Source organism: Njordella aestuarii (assembly GCF_056494165.1).
In genome coordinates, this window is record NZ_CM151397.1 from 2,762,916 (window position 1) to 2,779,683 (window position 16,768).

Sequence of the window (16,768 nt, forward strand, 5' to 3'; positions counted from 1 at the left end):
ATCCTGTCCCCGCAAGTCTAGCGAAGGAAGGATTTGCGATGCTAACCGCTGTCAAGCGGGCGATCTCCGATGATCCTGACCTAGAAGCAGTGATTTGGATTTGCGGGACAATTACTCAGACGGAAGATCTTGAAAAAAGTCGCACGCTTGTTAGGAGAACCTATCCGACCGAGCAAGGTTCAGACTTAAGTCTGGAGTCGCGATTTTCAAGCTTGATGCGGCAACTTATATTGAGTGCTCGCGATTGCGATCAGTTAATTTTGATAGCGCCCGAGGCGGATCAGCAATTGTTGACGATGGTGGATGCATTTCGCAGAGCCGGAATTCGTCTGCTCAATTGCGGGCACGCTTTTGTTAAGTTCGCGTCCGACAAGTTGGACGTCGCGCGGTTTTGCACTGCTCAGAACATTCCACACCCTGAAACTTGGCTGTTGAGTGACTGGGTTCGGGAACATTTCGACTCTGAGACAAGCAAAAAGTGCGTTATCAAACCTCGGTTCGGAGTTGGCTGTAAGGATCTCTTTATATTCGATACATACAAACATTTGCATGCGTTCATTTTAGAACGCTCGCAACTGTTTGAAGACCGAGATACTTGGATTGTGCAAGATTGGGTTGAAGGATTAGCTGCGAGTCGAGCTGTATTGTGCTCTGACGATTCGATTCAGCTGCAGCCGTGGATGGAGCAAGTGTTCGCTTCACAGACAGATCTTCGTTCTGGTGCAACTGAACTAGAATTCGTCGTCGCTAGAAGTTTGTTAGATGTTTCGCCCGAGCAAGGTCAAGCAGTCTTTCAGAAACTGTTAGCTCAGTTTCCGAAAGAAATGTTAGGTTGGGTTGGATGTGACTTTGTGCTGCAACAAGAAAACGGCAGTTGGAAGCCGACGCTGATCGAAATCAACCCGAGGTTCACAACTTCTTTTGTCGAGCTTGCACGGAATGGGGCATCCTCGCAGCTTGCTTCTCTTTGCAAGTCCACGCGATAACGCAGTTGTCCGAATGCGGTTAATCAAGCTTTCTTGATCGATACGGTTTCAACTTGAGGCAGCTGGCTAAACGCACTAACCGCTTCATCGATCTGCAGCCCCTCGAACAGGCTTACGCGATAGTCGTAGATCATCGAACTTCCACGGCGCGCGGTCTCTGCGAGAACAAGTTCGTAGCTCGCGCAGTAGCGTTTCAGAACTTCGGCCCAAGTGTTTGTAGAGCCTAACGTCGCCTGGATGGTTAATCTGACGCTTTCGGGTTGTTTGCCTTTTAGTTCGTTTCTGGCTCCATTCGTCGAAATTGGAAGAAACGAAGCACCTGCGATAATGACAAGTCCAATAGCGGCAACGTAGTATTGTCCTGCACCGATTGCCATGCCGACGACTACCGCCGCGAGCACGAACGCGACATCCTGCGTCGTTGAAACAGCGGTCCTAAATCTGACAATGGACAACGCCCCAACCAGACTGAAAGCACGAGCGACGTTGTCACCGATGATTTGAGTTGCCATCGCAATCAAAATGCACATTAGCATCAACGTTATCGACAAAGTGGAATCGCTTAAATCATCGCTACGACGTTTTGCGATCAGTGATACCAACCAACCAGCAACAGACGCGGTAAGTAGGCGAACGATAACGGTCTGAACGGAGATTGCAGCACCGGTATCGGAAGTCAACCATTCGAGCATTAAGAGGGTCTTTCGAGAGCGAGGTGAATCGGAGGCTGATTCCAGGCCGATATTTACGCGACGCGATCAAGGTTGGAGATAGATCTGCATCGAGAAACCGCGGTACGGTATTTGGAAAATGAAGCTAGTTCAAGTGGAAACTTGAGTAGCAATGACTTAAAAAGCGGTGGTAGGACATCTTGAAACTTTAGTTCTAGAAGTTGCTGTTCTTCTAAAAGGATGTCACCAGCTCGCGAGTAAGCCGGGACATACCAGTCGTCGACTTTCTGTCCAGTAATCTGACTATCGATTGTTAACCGGATTGGGTTGGTGTCCAGCTGTCCGATTCTTGCAAAGCGTTCATAGCTAACAAGCGTTGATGGTCTAAGCTGATGTTTCTGGACGCGCTGACGAAACCATTCCGCGGCGAATGCTTCGGCGGCAAAATCGTTTGTGATGCTAGTCGAGTTTTCTGCCTCGGTAGGCAGATTCAAGAAATCTGATACCGCGGTCAGTTTGTCAATCTCAACCGCCGATATTGCGGTTCGCTTCTTGCGCACTATGTCCTTTGATTTTCTTTTTGTCTCAACCCATATCGTAGCATTGTTGCCGTATCGTCGTAGGCGATGCTTGCGTTTGGTTACGTCGGAATTCCGATGGAAGATATCAAAATTGGGGGTGTCAAGGTAAATCGAACTAATGCCATAAGTGTCATCCGACAAACAGTCCGCATTGCAGTCTGGCTCCATATGCTCTCTAGCCCAACAGCGAATCTCATCCGCAAGTGTTGGTGAGATGGCATATTTTAACTCAATCCGTACGTCCTTTATTTCGTTCGTCGGGGTTGGTTCGCAGCAATCAGATCCACTTTCCATTTGGGATACTTCGAGTTCTTCCGGTAATTGAATTTTACTTTTTGTAATTCGTCGAGGCGCCGGGAATCAACCCGGCGCGTCATACTTTTCATAATGAGCTAAACGATCTTTCGCCTGCACTGGCAATGCTGGTAGTCATTGCGGAAATCGCAAGCACTCCCAAGCAGAATCGGCTAAGTTTAACTTTGATCAAGCGATGAACTCTTGATTATTTAGACTCCGGCGCAGTGGTCGGTTCGTAGTTGAGCAAGTAGTCACGTCTTTGATCGGCAAACTCTCGCAAGCTCAGCTTCGCCCCCCCGAAACCGAACGGACCCGCTTCCGCAGTTTCCTCCGTTTCTTCAGTTTCATCGGACGCGTCATCCGCAGTCGCTTCTAAAAATTCTTCGTACGAACCAAGCTTGCGTGTATCGCGTTCGACTTCGTGTTTAATTAGTTCACGATTCTGCGCCACGAACGGTCCCAAGTTTTGCCAGTCCAAGGACTCTTCAGCGATCTGCTTAACAAACTTTAGGTAACGAGTTTGCAGCGATGGGACGCTGAGGACTCGGCTCCGAAGCGGTTTAGACGTGTCGTCGAGTCCCACAAGCGGATCCAACTTTACGCCGTCAACTTGGGGCATTCCCATGCCAAAACCGCCGCGACCACCGTTGGGCCTCGGGCCATTTCCTGCGCCTTGACCGCGACCAGGCCTATCACCTTCGGGTGGGCCGAAGCCACCAGGAGGACCAAAACCATCTGGAGGTCCGAAGCCGCCAGGAGGACCAAAACCTGGAGGAGGGCCAAAGCCTGGAGGTCCACCTGCGGTTCGTTCATCGCCAGGACCTCGTCCGCGTCCTCGACCACCGCCCATGCCTGGTCCCATGGGTTTACGAAACGCTTCGTTAATGTCGTGTGGAAGGATGTGGAATTTATCGTTCGGGTCAAGATAGATGTTATAGTCGCTAGCGCGTATCCAGTATCCATCGCAGTTGATCAACGCGTTGTCTAGCGCCAAGAACCATAGTAGTCCGTCCATGTCAACGATTGGCTCCAGCTTACTTTCCAAATCCTCAAGCGGAGTTTCGTTCAGCACTCGGCAGAACTCAACGAGTTTTTTAAGTTCTTTTTTGCCCCCTGACTTTTGTTCATACTTGGCTTCATAAAGCTCAATATCGTCTCCTAGGTATTCGAGACCTCCGCCTCCCATTGGCGAGCCAGACACTTTCCATCGCGCTCCTTTGGTGGTTTCAAAGTTTTCTTGCAGAAAGTCTTTGTCGAATTGTTGCACGTTATTATAGATGCCCCAGCTTTCGCCATTTACCACCACTCTGACGAAGTTCGCCTTCGCGGTCGGGATGTACTTGCCTGCAATGTGCGCATAGAGCACTGGTCCCATCATCGATTCGTCTTCGTGCGCGTTCAACAAGTTAAGCGACTTGTACCCGTACAACTGTTGTTCACTGTCTTGGAAGTTGACATCGACATTCAGTGATCGTTTTTGTCCAGAGCCCACCATCCCATACGAAGACATGCCGCGAAAGTGAATCCCAACACCGGGATACTCTTTGCCGTCGACTGTCATGGTGGCGGAAACCTCGACGTCCGTTCCTTTAAAGTCCTCCAGTTCGCTCTCCCAGTCATCGTTTTCGAAGACGAAGAAGATCGTACGGAGTACGCTTGGGTTATAGAGTTCGCCGTCGATTGGTTTCACATCGGTGACGGCAACTTTGGGACCAGGCTTGGTTTCGATTTGAGGCCGACCTCCGAAGCCGAACCCGCCACGGCCGCCACGACCAGCGCGGGCTCCGTTCTCTCGCGATCGCGGAGCCTCCGCAGACGCATCGCCGCCTGGTGGTTGTTGTCCTTCAGGAGGACCGAAACCTGGCGGCCCCCCGAAGCCAGGTGGACCGAAGCCTGGTGGGCCTCCGCCAAAGGGGCCACGCGGTCGCATACTCTGGCCTTCGTCCGACTTTAAAAACGTCCGGGCTTTCGCACGCTCGTCGCTATTTAACCATCCGTTGGAATCTTCATCGAACTTGTCGACTAATTTGACTTCCGGTTGGTTCATTGGACCGAAACCGCGCTGCCGGGGGCCACCAGGCGGTTCTTGCGCCAGCGACTGGGCAACGGAAATTGCCAGTAGAGACGACCCTAAAACTGCGGATCCGTAGGCGGTCAACCTAATTTTCTGCCACATGAAAGTTATCCTAAAGGTTCGTTACAATGGCCGACTCGGATGAGTCCGGCTTTATAGTTCACGGCAAACTTCCTGCTCGCCGACGTTGCGTTCCACCAATCCTGTACAGACGAAGTCACGTTAGTTTTAACGATACCGCCGCGAAATGTTAAGAAATTGTTAAGAAAAATACCGGCGGTTTATGGCCGATCGACGTGACATAGGTCTAAGACAAGCGACTCATTCGAAGGCATTCCATGAACGATTCCACGATTGATTACGAGAATTTGATCGAGGCGGCCAAGGCGGGGGACGAGCGGAGCTTGGGCGTCTTGTTATCGTCCTACCGAAATTTGTTAAAGCTGTTGGCGAGTGTTCAAATTGGGCAACACTTGCGAGGTAAAGTGGATGCGTCCGATATTGTTCAAGAGACCTACTTAGAAGCTCACCGTGCCGTCGCCAACTTTCGTGGCAACTCGGAACCTCAATTCACGGCATGGTTGAAAACGATCTTGGCGGCAAGACTGGCTAACACGATCCGCCACTATCTAGGAACTCAACAGCGCAATGCTCGGCTCGAACAACAAATCCACGAAGGCCTCGATCGGTCTGCCATGTCACTGGCGGGGATGTTTGTTGACCCCCACTCGTCTCCCAGCCAACAGGTCGTGCGGGACGAGCAGTCGCGTTTGGTCGTTGACGCTTTATCGCGACTTTCACCGGACTACCAAGCCGTGTTGGTCCTGCGGCATTTGGAAGGTCTGACTTTCCCCGAAATTGCAGTCAGATTGGAAAAGTCGGTCGACAGCGTTGAAAAACTATGGATGCGCGGGCTCACAAAGCTTCGCAAAGAATTTACTGGAGCTTGATGTGCTATGACTCACGATAACGTCGATGCGACAGATATGTTTAAGGATGACGAAGTTGAAAGTCGTCTGCTCCAGATTTCGCGCGAGTACCTTGTTGAGCTTGAATCGGGACGGTCTCCGGATCGACAGCTATATCTCGAGCGTTACCCTGAGTTAAGAGCTCAGCTAGAGGAATGCCTTGAAGGTGTCGAGCTCGCTTGTTCGTTGCGTCGACCAAACTCGACTGAAAATGCAATCAGTTCCTCGCAACCTTTGGGAGACTTCCGCATTGTCCGCGAGATCGGTCGAGGTGGTATGGGGGTTGTTTACGAAGCGATCCAGCTCTCCTTGGGCAGACGCGTGGCTGTCAAGGTTTTGCCATTTGCGGCTTCCTTAGATGATCGACACTTACAGCGTTTTCGCGTAGAAGCTCAGGCAGCCGCCCAACTGCATCATAGTAACATCGTGCCAGTATACGCTGTTGGATGCGAGCGGGGTACACATTTCTACGCAATGCAGCTCATCAATGGCCAACCCATTTCCACTGTTCTTGCAGGAGATGCTGATACTGAATTTCGCACTCAAGAAGCTCGTCCAGGCGATGCGCAAACTCTTGTTTCACGCGTCGATACAACGATACAAACAGCCAAGACCTACCGAGATTCGGTCAAGCATCGGGATCGTTTTCGTCACATCGCCGAAATGATCGCCCAGGTCGCCGATGCGCTTGAGTATGCTCATTCTTGCGGAATCGTACATCGGGATGTAAAGCCCGCGAATCTTTTACTAGATTCCACCGGTAAAGTATGGGTGACCGATTTTGGTTTGGCACACGTGGCGGCGAACAATCAAGTTACGCAGACTGGCGATTTGTTGGGAACGCTGCGTTACATGAGCCCGGAACAAGCGTCTGGCCAACGAGGAATCGTCGATCACCGAACAGACATCTACTCGCTCGGGGTTACTCTCTATGAATTGTTGACCCACAAGCCGATCTTCGAAGGGCAAGATCGTCAGAAGTTACTTAATCATATTCTTAACGATAGTCCAAAGGCTCCGCGTCAGATAGACCGTGCGATCCCAGTCGAACTGGAAACGATCGTGCTGAAAGCGATCGAGCATCTGCCAAACGAAAGGTATGCAACTGCGGGCGCTTTGGCTGCCGACTTGCGAAGGTTTCTTGAGGAACGACCAATTCTTGCCCGCCGCCCAACGATGGTAGATCAGTGTCGCAAATGGATGCGTCGTCATCCATCGGTTGTCGCATCGTCGCTACTAGTTTTGCTCGTATCCGTTATTGCGTTAGGCGTTACCACGGCGGCGGTGACGCGGCAAAAGCTGCAAGCGGAAACGCGGCTCGAGTTAGCTCAAAAAGCCGCCGACGAAATGATCGCACTGGCGGAAGACGAACTACTAGACAATCCTTTCGAAGAAGGTTTACGTCAACGACTCCTAAATTCGGCGCTGCAATATTACCAAGAATTTATCAAGGAAAGCTCGGAGGATCCCGCCGCGCAGGCAGATCTTCAGATTACGCGAGATCGAGTGCAAAAAATTCTTGCAGATCTCGCCTTGGTCAAAGCCGATCGCGAAACGTCATTGCTGCGAGAGCCGGATGTACTGCTGGATCTCAAGCTCAACGACAACCAACTTACAAAGATAAATGAGTTCATTGCCGAGCATGAACGAAATCGATTTGAATGGGATCATCGTGGCCCGCCACCGCCAGGCGCGGGACGCCCTGATCGAGAACGGTTTTCGGATGACCACATGACATTTGAACAAGTGCTTGCAGCTGCAAAGCAAAATGACGAACTGCTGTCCAAAATCTTAACTTCGGCCCAGCGCAAACGCTTGAGCCAGATAGCATTGCAAGTGCAGGGGCCAGTCGCGTTTCGAGATATGGGGGTGAACACTGCACTCTCGTTGACGCAAGTACAGAAATCGATGATCGCGGGGACCATCCAAGATTTTTTTCGTTCACAACGGCGACCGCCCCGTGGGTTCGATAGCGACAGTCGAGGCAGTAGCGGACCACCGCGAACTCGAGGAGATCGGAGCTTTCGCGATGCGCCTAATGACGATCAAGCAGCCATCGCCGAACTGATGGCAGAACTACTTGAAATCTTAACAGCAGATCAACGCGAGGTCTGGGACAAGATGACGGGCCCTGTCTTTAAAGGAGATATCAATTTCAGGGCATATTCTGGCATGCCTCATTTCTGATTTCGATAAAAATTGTGGCTGTATTCAAATGTTCGCAGCGCAGAGCAACTGATCACCCGTAGCATTCCGGGTGATTTCGTCTATCCAAGTTGCCTGTCATCTATAAATTGAGTATGCGACGTAGAGTTTGCATATCCGAGATGCGGTCTGACTATCTCGGACAATGCAATATAGAATTGAAATCGACTCGTCTCCAATGACTCAGACCCCATTTGGACAGGCTCTCAGAAACGGCGAAATAGAACTATGAGCAACGAACAAGATATCTTTCTGCCTAAGCCCAAAGAAGCACATACGATTCATCCCATTCCAGTAGAAATGCAGCGGCGATGGAGTCCATATCGTTTTGCAGATCAAACTGTTGCACCTGAACTCATCGAGCAGTGCTTCGACGCAGCACGCTGGACTGCGAGCAGTTACAATGAACAGCCTTGGTTTTTTCTTATCGCGTTCAAGGAGGATCAGAAAGAGTTCGCACGTATGCTGAGGTGCCTCGTAGAACCGAATCAGGCGTGGGCAAAATTTGCGAGCGTTTTAATTTTGACGGCGACCAGTGACGTGTTCGTCAAAAACGGAAAACCTAATCGTGTCAGTCAGCACGATCTGGGGCAAGCGGCCGCCCATTTTGCTCTCCAGGCCACCAAACTCGGACTATCAGTGCACCAGATGTCAGGAATTGAACCAGAGCGAGTCATTGAAGAATATAAGATTCCGAAAGGATTCACCGCGCAGACTGCAATCGCGGTCGGGTACGCTTCGCAAGAAACGCTTGAAGGCCAAGAAGGGTTAGAATCGCGGGATGAGATGCCGCGTTCGCGAAAGGCCATCGCAGATTTTGTCTTCAGCTCCAATTGGGAAAAGTCCTGGAAACCCTAGTGCTTTTGTTTGTTTACCTTCCAAGGAAAGCCCCCCCTATGTTTGGAAAAATCTTGATTCCTGTCGTTCTCGCACTTTGTACTGTTCACATGACGCACGCCCAGATTATCGTCGGTCACCGCGGTGCTTCTTATGACGCACCCGAGAATACGTTGAGCGCATTTCGCCTCGCTTTTGAGCAGCAGGCCGATGGCATTGAAGGCGATTTTTACTACACCGCCGATCGGCAGTTAGTATGTATTCATGATGCCGATACGTTGCGAACGACAGGTATCAAGAAGCTAGTCGCCGAATCAACTTTGGAAGAACTGCGGAAGCTAGACTATGGGATGTGGAAGTCTGACCAGTTTGCGAACGAGCCAATTCCTACCTTCCGACAAGTGTTCGATTGTGTGCCCAACGGAAAGTTCTTCGTCATCGAACTTAAGACTGGCCCCGAGATCGTTCCGCTGTTGAAAGAAGAACTCAGTCGAATCGATGTTGGCGACCGTCAACTATTAATAATCGCATTTGATGCAGCTACAGTCAAAGCGTGTAAAGAACAGCTACCAGCCATTAAAGCTCACTGGCTCACGAGTTTCAAAAACGAGCAAGGCAGTTGGCGTCCTAGCGTCGAGAGCATCGTGGAGACGGTCAAGAGTATTGATGCAGACGGAGTTGGTATGAAGGGAGAACGCCAAGTTGTAAACGAGACGTTCCTAGAACAACTTCACCATGGTGGCGTGCATGAGTTTCACGTATGGACGATCGATTCTGAAGTTGATGCAGCATACTTCCGACAGCTTGGCGCGCTGGGCATAACCACCAACCGGCCCAAATTTATTCGGGACGCGTTTGAGGCGTCTGCGATCGAAGAAGATTAACTCTTGACGGTTTGCGTCTACTGAGAAATGTCCAGCTTTTCACCAATCGCGACGGTGAACAAGGATGCTGGCGATGTCTTGTATTCTCGCTCCACGCGTAGTGGAATCGATTGGTAAACGGTTTCTCGCCGCAGCGTCGTTCGCCAGCCGAGCTTCTTGGTTACAGGACTGATCATGTCGACAATCGGAGCGACCCACCAACGTTCACTGCGAAAGTGATTGATGATCACAATCTTGCCTTCGGGCTTGCACACCCGGTGAATGCCTTTCATCAATCGCTCCACGTCATCAATGACGCTGACGACGTGAAACGCCATAACGTAATCGAATTCGTTCTCGTCAAATTCCAGATTAAGTGCGTTCATCTGCATCAACTGGATGTTGCGAGCGGGTGATTGGGACGCCCTGGCTTCGGCCTTTTTTAGCATGCTTTCAGAGAGGTCGATGCCAACCACGTGAGCATCTTTGGGATATGCCGGCAGAGAAAAACCAGTACCGATGCCAACTTCGAGAACCTTCTCGTCCGGCTGAATGTTCAAGGCACGGATAGTGTCCTGAATGCGTCGCTCGTAGACGGACGAAAAGACGCGGTCGTAATACCCTGCGAATTGATGATAGACCCTGCTTCCACTGGGCGAGGTCTTTAAAGCAACAGAATCCATAGAACGGTTAAACTTTATTCTTCTCTGTGAAATAAGCTTCAAAAATTAACTGCACAACACTCTATCATCGAGCCTAGGTTTGACTCTCTGGCCGAGCACTATCCACGACTGCAGTATCGCTGTTGGATAAGCTTACAGCGCCGACGGGGTCAGGTGTGGTTCCCCCCATGCGAATTTTTCGGATTAACGCATTGATTGCTGGCTCGAACGCGAAAATGCAAAAGGCCAACGCCAACGCTAATTCGTGCAGCAAAACAGTCGCCAGTATGATGATAGCGCCCCGCGTCAACTGATAATATCGGAAGCGTCGGCCACGCCACCGCGTTGCAATATGGCGATAACTGATCTTGGAAACCATTAAGGCGGAAATCACAAGCGATAAGAGGGGGACAGCGAACATGATTCCATATTCGACGCTGTGAGCAATCTCTTGGACAAATACCGCCGCACCTGGATCATCCCAACGGTGCAGCCCGTGGAGTCCGATTGCGAAAGATGTTATGACACCGGCAGCGGCGGGCGAGGGCAATCCACTAAAAAACTCGTGCGTATCGTTTTCGTCGGTTTGAACGTTAAATCTAGCGAGTCGCAACAACACGCAAACCAAATGCATAATTCCGAATGGAAAGAGCAGCCATTTGGGAAAGAACCCATCCATCCCCAACAGGATAAATACAGGCGCGGCACCGAACGTTACGGCGTCGGAAAGGCTGTCGAGCTGTGTCCCGAAGCTGCTCATCTGGTTCAGTCGACGGGCAACCTGTCCGTCCATCATGTCGAAGAGCATGCCTATGAAGACGAATACGGCTGCAAAGAAAATAGCTCGATGCGGCGGTAGTTCGATTAAGGCATTCGTCGAAAAAGCAATGCTAATCACCCCGCACACACCATTGCTGAGCGTCAAGGTAGACGGGACAGCGCCGGGAGGTGGACGCCTTCGCTTACGAGGAATCGATGTTCGACGAAATCGCAGAGCCATACTAAGTTTTCTGCGTTCTGGCCGCACTGTCGAACGTTTTTTCTCTCGCATTAAGTCAGGGGGCATTGCCGGGCTCCGTTGCCCGGTCGTCAAACCAGAGCTGCGTTGCTTGCGAAGGTTTCTCGGGAGCATTGCTGTGTTTCGCTTCCTCGGATATCCGAGCCATTACCGTGTCGCCGGCACGCACTTTGTCGTCAATAACAACTGCTAGCAGGGATGTGGGATTATACGGCACGATCATCTCTGTCCGCGAGCCGATCTTGATCATACCAAAATTTTTTCGTCTTAGGATATGACATGCTGATGTACACCAGCAAACAACGCGCCCGCCAAACGTTTCCGCGATCCGCCAAATGGGGCGGCTATGGGATTCGTTGCATGCAGGAACGTCGCCGCGAGCTACCAATTCCAGTCTCGCAGCACTTGGGCTACGACCAACCGGTCTCGGAACTCCGCAGGAGTCTTCCCGCGAACCGGCCGAAAACCTTGACTCAGCAGCGGAATTCGAGGCACGGTTTCTTGTGGAGCGCAGTCGACGCTTCAGTAGGAGCAAGCATCGAGCCTGAGAAATACATCTGTACGCTTGCTCGACGAACCAGTTCGAAATTCTTGCAGGATATGTCAAGTTCATTAGCGATCCGTTGGAGCGTTTCAGGTTGCTTCCAAAATTCGATATCGCAAAAACGCTTCGTAATACAATCGTTCTATTGAAAAGCGTCGGGATGCCAATGGACCGTGGGTAAATCGCGTCCCGAGTCATTCTCAGAGGCAATTGCATCAGCTCTCGAAGGTAGTTCTGCCAATGATGCAGAATCCGACTTTTGTATCGCTGACCGTATCGTCGGAAGACTTGACGCAGCCTACCGAGACTACGAAGGTGCGGCGGCAGTTTAAGTTCGTAAGAGAAAATTCATGAGGTAGCGAAATTTGGGTAATGACAATCATTCCGAACCGCATACAATGCGGACGTTGACTTTGTGAAAGTTTTCACAAAGTGAAGGATCCGATTCAACCATGCTTTGGCCGTGACCAGTCATTTACCTATATTAATCTATCTAATAGCCGTTATTGGTTTCGCGGTTATTTCTTTAGTTTTACCTCATTTGGTCGCTCCACGTCGACCTTCTCGAGTTAAAGACATGCCGTACGAATCGGGTATGGACCCGGTTGGTGATGCGCGCAAGCCTTTGGATATCAAATTCTATCTGATCGCGATACTGTTCCTGGTGTTTGATATTGAACTGATGTTTTTATATCCGTGGGCAGTGTCGCTAAAGAGTCCAGATGGTGTACCAGAGGCATACCATATACCAGTATTCATCGTGCTGATGATTTTGCTGGTGACTCTTGTTTTGGCCTATTTGGTGGCCGTACGTAAAGGAGTGTTCCAATGGCGACAAAAGTAAACAAGCAGCTTGGCGACAATTTCTTCTTGACGCGACTCGACGCTGCGGCGTCTTGGGCACGCGCCAACAGCTTGTGGCCAATGCCTTTTGCAACGGCTTGTTGTGGGATCGAGCTAATGTCGGCTTCTGCATCGCGTCACGACTTGTCGCGTTTTGGAAGTGAAGTCATGCGTTTTTCGCCGCGGCAGTGCGATCTGCTAATTGTTGCTGGCCGCGTTGTCATGAAGATGCTTCCCGTTCTGCAGCGAATATGGCTGCAGATGCCTGAGCCGAAATGGTGCATTTCAATGGGCGCCTGTGCATGCTCTGGCGGAGTTTTCGATACCTACGCAGTGGTCCAAGGGGTCGACCGCTTTATTCCCGTCGACCTTTACGTGCCGGGTTGCCCTCCGCGACCTGAACAGTTGATTCGGGGCATTATTGACTTGCAAGACAAGATCAAGCAGAGCGGTACGATCAACGCGCGAGAGTTCCGCAGTCGTGATACGGCTGAGGGGCCTGGACGATTTGATGAAGACGAATTGTTGCGTATTCGCGAACGCAATTCCATCAAGCTCAACGAGCCTGATTACGATCCGATTCACTAAACGACATCTTTCGACTCATCAAGTTAAGCGGTTTTGGCTAGTAGGCATATGGTTGAACAATCCATTAACGAGCAATTCCCAGGCGTCGCAGTTTGGTCGACATTTCGCGACCAGCAGCGTGCTGTGGTTCCCGCCGACAGGTTGTGGGATGTTCTGAAATTCTGTTGTGATCAACTCAGTTTCAACCAACTGATCGACTTGACCGCAGTGGACCATTTAGAAACGCTTGACGCCGTAGATCGATTTGAGGTCTTGTACTTCTTGCTTGACGTAGAATCGGGCAAACGGTTGACTATCAAAACGTTTTTAAACGAACCTGATCTTGAGCTTCCGACGGTAACAAATATTTGGTTTGGAGCAGACTGGTTGGAGCGAGAGTGCTACGACATGTTCGGTGTGGTATTCAAGGGGCATCCCAATCTGAAGCGACTTCTGTTGCCTCAGGAGTTCGCATCGTTTCCGCTGCGAAAAGATTACCCACAACAGGGGCGTGGCGAGCGTCACAATTTCCCCGTCATCACTCGTGCTGAAGGTTAATTCAAGTTTTCGGTTATCCGAGAAAATAGCGCTATGGCTTTAGAACTTCTTGAAAATCCAGACTTAGGCAGTCGCCGTCGTGATGGTCTGTGGACTTTAAACTTTGGTCCGCAACATCCCGCGACGCACACGACGCTACGTCTTGTTTTGCACCTTGACGGCGAGACGGTCGTGGATGCAGAGCCCGACATAGGTTTTTTGCACAGCGGCTTTGAGAAGCTTGGTGAATCGCTCGATTTCAATCAGTACGTCACGATTGTAGATCGCATGAACTATATCTCGCCGCTAGCCAACGAGATCGCTTGGCATCACGCTGTCGAGAAGTTGTTAGGTTTGGAATTAACGCCAAGATGCAAATATATCCGAACGATTTTTGCCGAGTTGATGCGGATCCACGACCATTTGCTCTGTCTGGGAGCGTGCGTCCTGGACTTGGGCGGCGTCACTGCGTTTATGTATGCGTTTAATGAACGGGAGAAAATTTACGAGATCTGTGAACGAGCATCGGGCCAGCGTTTTCATACTTCGTACACGCGGGTCGGCGGTTTGTTGTACGACGTGACCGACGACTGGATCCGTATGGTGCGCGACTTTACAAAGTCATTTCATAAGGCGTACAACGATTTCGGCGGGCTGGTACTTAAGAATCGGATCTTTGTCGAGCGGACGCGGGGAGTTGGCATGTTGACACGTGAGCAAGCGATTGCTGGCGGCGCGACAGGTCCGGTCGCGAGAGCTAGCGGTGTCGAGCGAGACTTGCGCCGTGACGAACCTTATCTGGCGTACGATGAACTGGACTTCGACATCTGTTGCTCGAAGGCGGGCGATTGTTATGCTCGTTTTCAAGTGCGCATGATGGAGATGCTGGAATCGATCAAGATCATCAATCAAGCGGTCGAGAATTTGCCTTCCGGTCCGATTTACGTCGAAGGGGAAGGGAAGGCGGGGTTGCCTGATAAGCGCGAGGTTTACCGTAGTATTGAGGGGCTCATCCACCACTTCGAAAACATTATGCCGAACCGGCAGATGGAAGCTCCTCGAGACGGCATTTATGCAGCCACGGAATCTCCCAATGGAGAGCTTGGTTATTACATTGCTGGAAACGGCACCTTTACTGCGTATCGGGCTCGCACTCGTCCGCCTTCCATTTTGCATTTTGCGTTGTTCCCGCTAATGATCCGTGGTTGCATGTTGAGTGACGTGGTAGCAGTTCTGGGTAGCATTAATATTATCGCGGCGGAGCTTGACCGATGAGTGAATTGACTGAAGACACAAAACAAAAAATCAGGGAGCTGTTTGACCGCTACCCTACTAAACAAGCGATTACGCTGCCCGCTTTGCACATGATTCACGACCAGAAGCGATGCGTATCGAATCAAGCGATCGAAGAGATTGCCGAAATGCTGGAGCTCGCTCCGGCGCAAATTCATGATACGTTGTCATTCTATGGGTACTTTCGCACGCAGGAAAACCCGATCGGTGCGAAACGCGTTTGGGTTTGCCGCTCGCTTCCGTGCATGCTTCGCGGTGGTGAACAGTTGTTGGCTGATCTTTGCGAGCGTTGGGGTTTGACGCCCGGCGGGACAAGTACCGATGGAAGCGTGACCCTGGAGCTTGCCGAATGCTTGGGTGCTTGTGATGGCGCTCCTTGCATCTTGGTCGATGACGAACTCTCCTTGAACATGACCCCTGAGAAAGTCGAAAACCAGCTCTCGGAGAGTCTTAAATCATGAACAGTCAAACTTTCGAACCAGCACTTCTGAAGCGGATTCATCAAGAAAATAGTCAGTCGATCGATACGTATCGCGCTGACGGCGGCTACGAAGCCTTGAAAAAAGCTTTGTCGATGCAGCCTGAGGAAGTGGTCGAAGTGGTGAAGGCCTCGGGCCTTCGCGGCAGAGGTGGAGCAGGCTTTCCGACCGGATTGAAGTGGACGTTCCTACCAAAGAACGTGCAGGGTCCGATATACATGTGTATCAACGGTGACGAGAGTGAGCCTGGTACGTTTAACAATCGAGTCATTATCGAGGAAGACCCGCATCAGGTTCTCGAAGGCATCGTGATTGGCTCGTACGCTACCAAGGCGACTACAGCGTACTTCTATTTGCGGTACGAGTATGGTCGCTGCTATCGAACGCTGAAAAAAGCAATCGACGAGATGTACGCCAACAATTTGTTAGGAAAAAACATTCTCGGCTCGGGCTACAGTCTGGATATTTATCTGCACCGCGGGGCGTGTGCGTATATCTGCGGTGAAGAAACGGGATTGATTGAGTCGCTCGAAGGCAAACGTGCTTGGCCGCGCATTAAGCCGCCGTTCCCAGCCATCGAAGGTGCCTTCCGTCGTCCAACTGTGCTCAATAACGTCGAGACGATGGCCTGTGTGACGCACATTTTGAAGCATGGCGCCGAGTGGTTCCAGACGATGGGCATCGCCAAGGATCCTAACAATCCTCGCGATGCAGGATCATATGGTCCGAAATTGTACTGCGTTTCAGGGCATGTGAATAAGCCAGGGCTTTTTGAATTGCCGCTGGGCGTCACAGCGCGAGACTTGATTGACAATCATGCTGGTGGAGTTTGGAAGGGCCGAGGCGTCAAAGCTGTGGTGCCGGGTGGTATCAGCATGGGCTTTATGTCCGCTGACGAACTCGATATCAAGCTCGATTTCTCTGGTCCAGGCTCAGTTGGTTGTTTGGGTCTTGGGACCGCGGCGGTCATCGTGCTTGACGACCAAACATGCATGATTGACGCACTGCACAATGCCTGCAGATTTTTTGCTCACGAATCGTGCGGGCAATGTACGCCTTGCCGCGAAGGTACGGCGTGGTCCACTAAAATTCTAGATCGAATTCGCGCCGGACATGGCAAACTGTCAGACTTGGATACCTTGATGGAGATCTCCGCGTCGATCGGCACGATTCCCGGGACGACGATCTGTGGACTTGCTGACGGTGCGGCGTGGCCGATCAAGACTGCACTGAAGAAGTTTCGCCCTGAATTTGAAGAGTACATTACGTCTGGACGTAGAAGCGCCGCTCCTGTTCTTGCCGGTGCGCATTAAGCTAACTTGTTTGTTCCCCTTTAAAGCAAT

18 protein-coding genes are annotated in these 16,768 nt (G+C 51.0%); 12 read left to right on the forward strand and 6 right to left on the reverse strand.

Features of this window, described 5'->3' with window-relative positions:
* The first annotated feature begins 38 nt into the window (after window positions 1–38).
* Window positions 39–986 carry an ATP-grasp domain-containing protein gene (locus tag SH451x_RS10685; protein WP_479362446.1) on the forward strand — a complete coding sequence of 316 codons (948 nt, stop codon included), beginning with the start codon at window positions 39–41 and terminating at the stop codon, window positions 984–986.
* Window positions 987–1,009: 23 nt separating this feature from the next.
* Here the strand turns inward: SH451x_RS10685 and SH451x_RS10690 are convergent, their stop codons facing one another.
* The 3 genes from SH451x_RS10690 to SH451x_RS10700 all read right to left on the reverse strand — a co-directional run bounded on the left by SH451x_RS10690 (window position 1,010) and on the right by SH451x_RS10700 (window position 4,711).
* Complete coding sequence (locus SH451x_RS10690; RefSeq protein ID WP_479362447.1) at window positions 1,010–1,678, reverse strand: DUF4956 domain-containing protein; 669 nt, start codon at window positions 1,676–1,678, stop codon at window positions 1,010–1,012.
* Window positions 1,679–1,731: 53 nt separating this feature from the next.
* Window positions 1,732–2,532, reverse strand: a complete 801-nt coding sequence (locus SH451x_RS10695) for a polyphosphate polymerase domain-containing protein (protein WP_479362448.1) — start codon at window positions 2,530–2,532, stop codon at window positions 1,732–1,734.
* A gap of 208 nt (window positions 2,533–2,740) precedes the next feature.
* Window positions 2,741–4,711, reverse strand: a complete 1,971-nt coding sequence (locus SH451x_RS10700; RefSeq protein ID WP_479362449.1) for a CotH kinase family protein — start codon at window positions 4,709–4,711, stop codon at window positions 2,741–2,743.
* Window positions 4,712–4,947: 236 nt separating this feature from the next.
* Between SH451x_RS10700 and SH451x_RS10705 the strand changes: the two genes are divergently transcribed.
* The 4 genes from SH451x_RS10705 to SH451x_RS10720 all read left to right on the forward strand — a co-directional run bounded on the left by SH451x_RS10705 (window position 4,948) and on the right by SH451x_RS10720 (window position 9,503).
* Window positions 4,948–5,559: a sigma-70 family RNA polymerase sigma factor gene (locus tag SH451x_RS10705; RefSeq protein WP_479362450.1), complete on the forward strand. Its 612-nt coding sequence runs from the start codon at window positions 4,948–4,950 to the stop codon at window positions 5,557–5,559.
* Between the two features lie 6 nt (window positions 5,560–5,565).
* Complete coding sequence (locus tag SH451x_RS10710; RefSeq protein WP_479362451.1) at window positions 5,566–7,764, forward strand: serine/threonine protein kinase; 2,199 nt, start codon at window positions 5,566–5,568, stop codon at window positions 7,762–7,764.
* Window positions 7,765–8,010: 246 nt separating this feature from the next.
* A complete protein-coding gene (locus SH451x_RS10715) occupies window positions 8,011–8,640 on the forward strand; it encodes a nitroreductase family protein (protein WP_479362452.1) in 630 nt (209 codons plus the stop codon).
* 38 nt (window positions 8,641–8,678) lie between these two features.
* Window positions 8,679–9,503, forward strand: coding sequence for a glycerophosphodiester phosphodiesterase (locus SH451x_RS10720; protein WP_479362453.1), 825 nt, complete (start codon window positions 8,679–8,681; stop codon window positions 9,501–9,503).
* Window positions 9,504–9,520: 17 nt separating this feature from the next.
* On the opposite strand, the gene SH451x_RS10725 is transcribed toward SH451x_RS10720, so the two are convergent.
* From SH451x_RS10725 to SH451x_RS10735, 3 genes are all read right to left on the reverse strand, one after another.
* A complete protein-coding gene (locus tag SH451x_RS10725; protein WP_479362454.1) occupies window positions 9,521–10,165 on the reverse strand; it encodes a class I SAM-dependent methyltransferase in 645 nt (214 codons plus the stop codon).
* A gap of 73 nt (window positions 10,166–10,238) precedes the next feature.
* The gene (locus SH451x_RS10730) at window positions 10,239–11,144 is read right to left on the reverse strand and encodes a CDP-alcohol phosphatidyltransferase family protein (protein ID WP_479362455.1); all 906 of its coding nucleotides are present in this window, start codon (window positions 11,142–11,144) and stop codon (window positions 10,239–10,241) included.
* A gap of 55 nt (window positions 11,145–11,199) precedes the next feature.
* Window positions 11,200–11,922, reverse strand: coding sequence for a phosphatidylserine decarboxylase (locus tag SH451x_RS10735; protein WP_479362456.1), 723 nt, complete (start codon window positions 11,920–11,922; stop codon window positions 11,200–11,202).
* On the opposite strand from SH451x_RS10735, the gene SH451x_RS10740 reads away from it, so the two are divergent.
* From SH451x_RS10740 to nuoF, 7 genes are all read left to right on the forward strand, one after another.
* Window positions 11,880–12,038 (forward strand): hypothetical protein, encoded by a 159-nt coding sequence (locus SH451x_RS10740; protein ID WP_479362945.1) that lies wholly within the window; start codon window positions 11,880–11,882, stop codon window positions 12,036–12,038. The genes SH451x_RS10735 and SH451x_RS10740 overlap by 43 nt on opposite strands.
* A gap of 245 nt (window positions 12,039–12,283) precedes the next feature.
* On the forward strand, window positions 12,284–12,550 hold the full coding sequence (locus SH451x_RS10745; RefSeq protein WP_479362457.1) for an NADH-quinone oxidoreductase subunit A: 267 nt from the start codon (window positions 12,284–12,286) through the stop codon (window positions 12,548–12,550).
* Window positions 12,535–13,137: an NADH-quinone oxidoreductase subunit B gene (locus tag SH451x_RS10750; RefSeq protein WP_479362458.1), complete on the forward strand. Its 603-nt coding sequence runs from the start codon at window positions 12,535–12,537 to the stop codon at window positions 13,135–13,137. Before SH451x_RS10745 ends, SH451x_RS10750 begins: the two co-directional genes overlap by 16 nt.
* Before the next feature lie 48 nt (window positions 13,138–13,185).
* Entirely contained in the window at window positions 13,186–13,674 is a 489-nt protein-coding gene (locus SH451x_RS10755) for an NADH-quinone oxidoreductase subunit C (protein ID WP_479362459.1), read from the forward strand.
* 33 nt (window positions 13,675–13,707) lie between these two features.
* Window positions 13,708–14,928 carry an NADH-quinone oxidoreductase subunit D gene (locus SH451x_RS10760; protein WP_479362460.1) on the forward strand — a complete coding sequence of 407 codons (1,221 nt, stop codon included), beginning with the start codon at window positions 13,708–13,710 and terminating at the stop codon, window positions 14,926–14,928.
* Window positions 14,925–15,407 carry an NADH-quinone oxidoreductase subunit NuoE family protein gene (locus SH451x_RS10765; protein WP_479362461.1) on the forward strand — a complete coding sequence of 161 codons (483 nt, stop codon included), beginning with the start codon at window positions 14,925–14,927 and terminating at the stop codon, window positions 15,405–15,407. Before SH451x_RS10760 ends, SH451x_RS10765 begins: the two co-directional genes overlap by 4 nt.
* On the forward strand, window positions 15,404–16,738 hold the full coding sequence (gene nuoF / locus SH451x_RS10770; RefSeq protein WP_479362462.1) for an NADH-quinone oxidoreductase subunit NuoF: 1,335 nt from the start codon (window positions 15,404–15,406) through the stop codon (window positions 16,736–16,738). Before SH451x_RS10765 ends, nuoF begins: the two co-directional genes overlap by 4 nt.
* The last annotated feature ends 30 nt before the right edge of the window (window positions 16,739–16,768 follow it).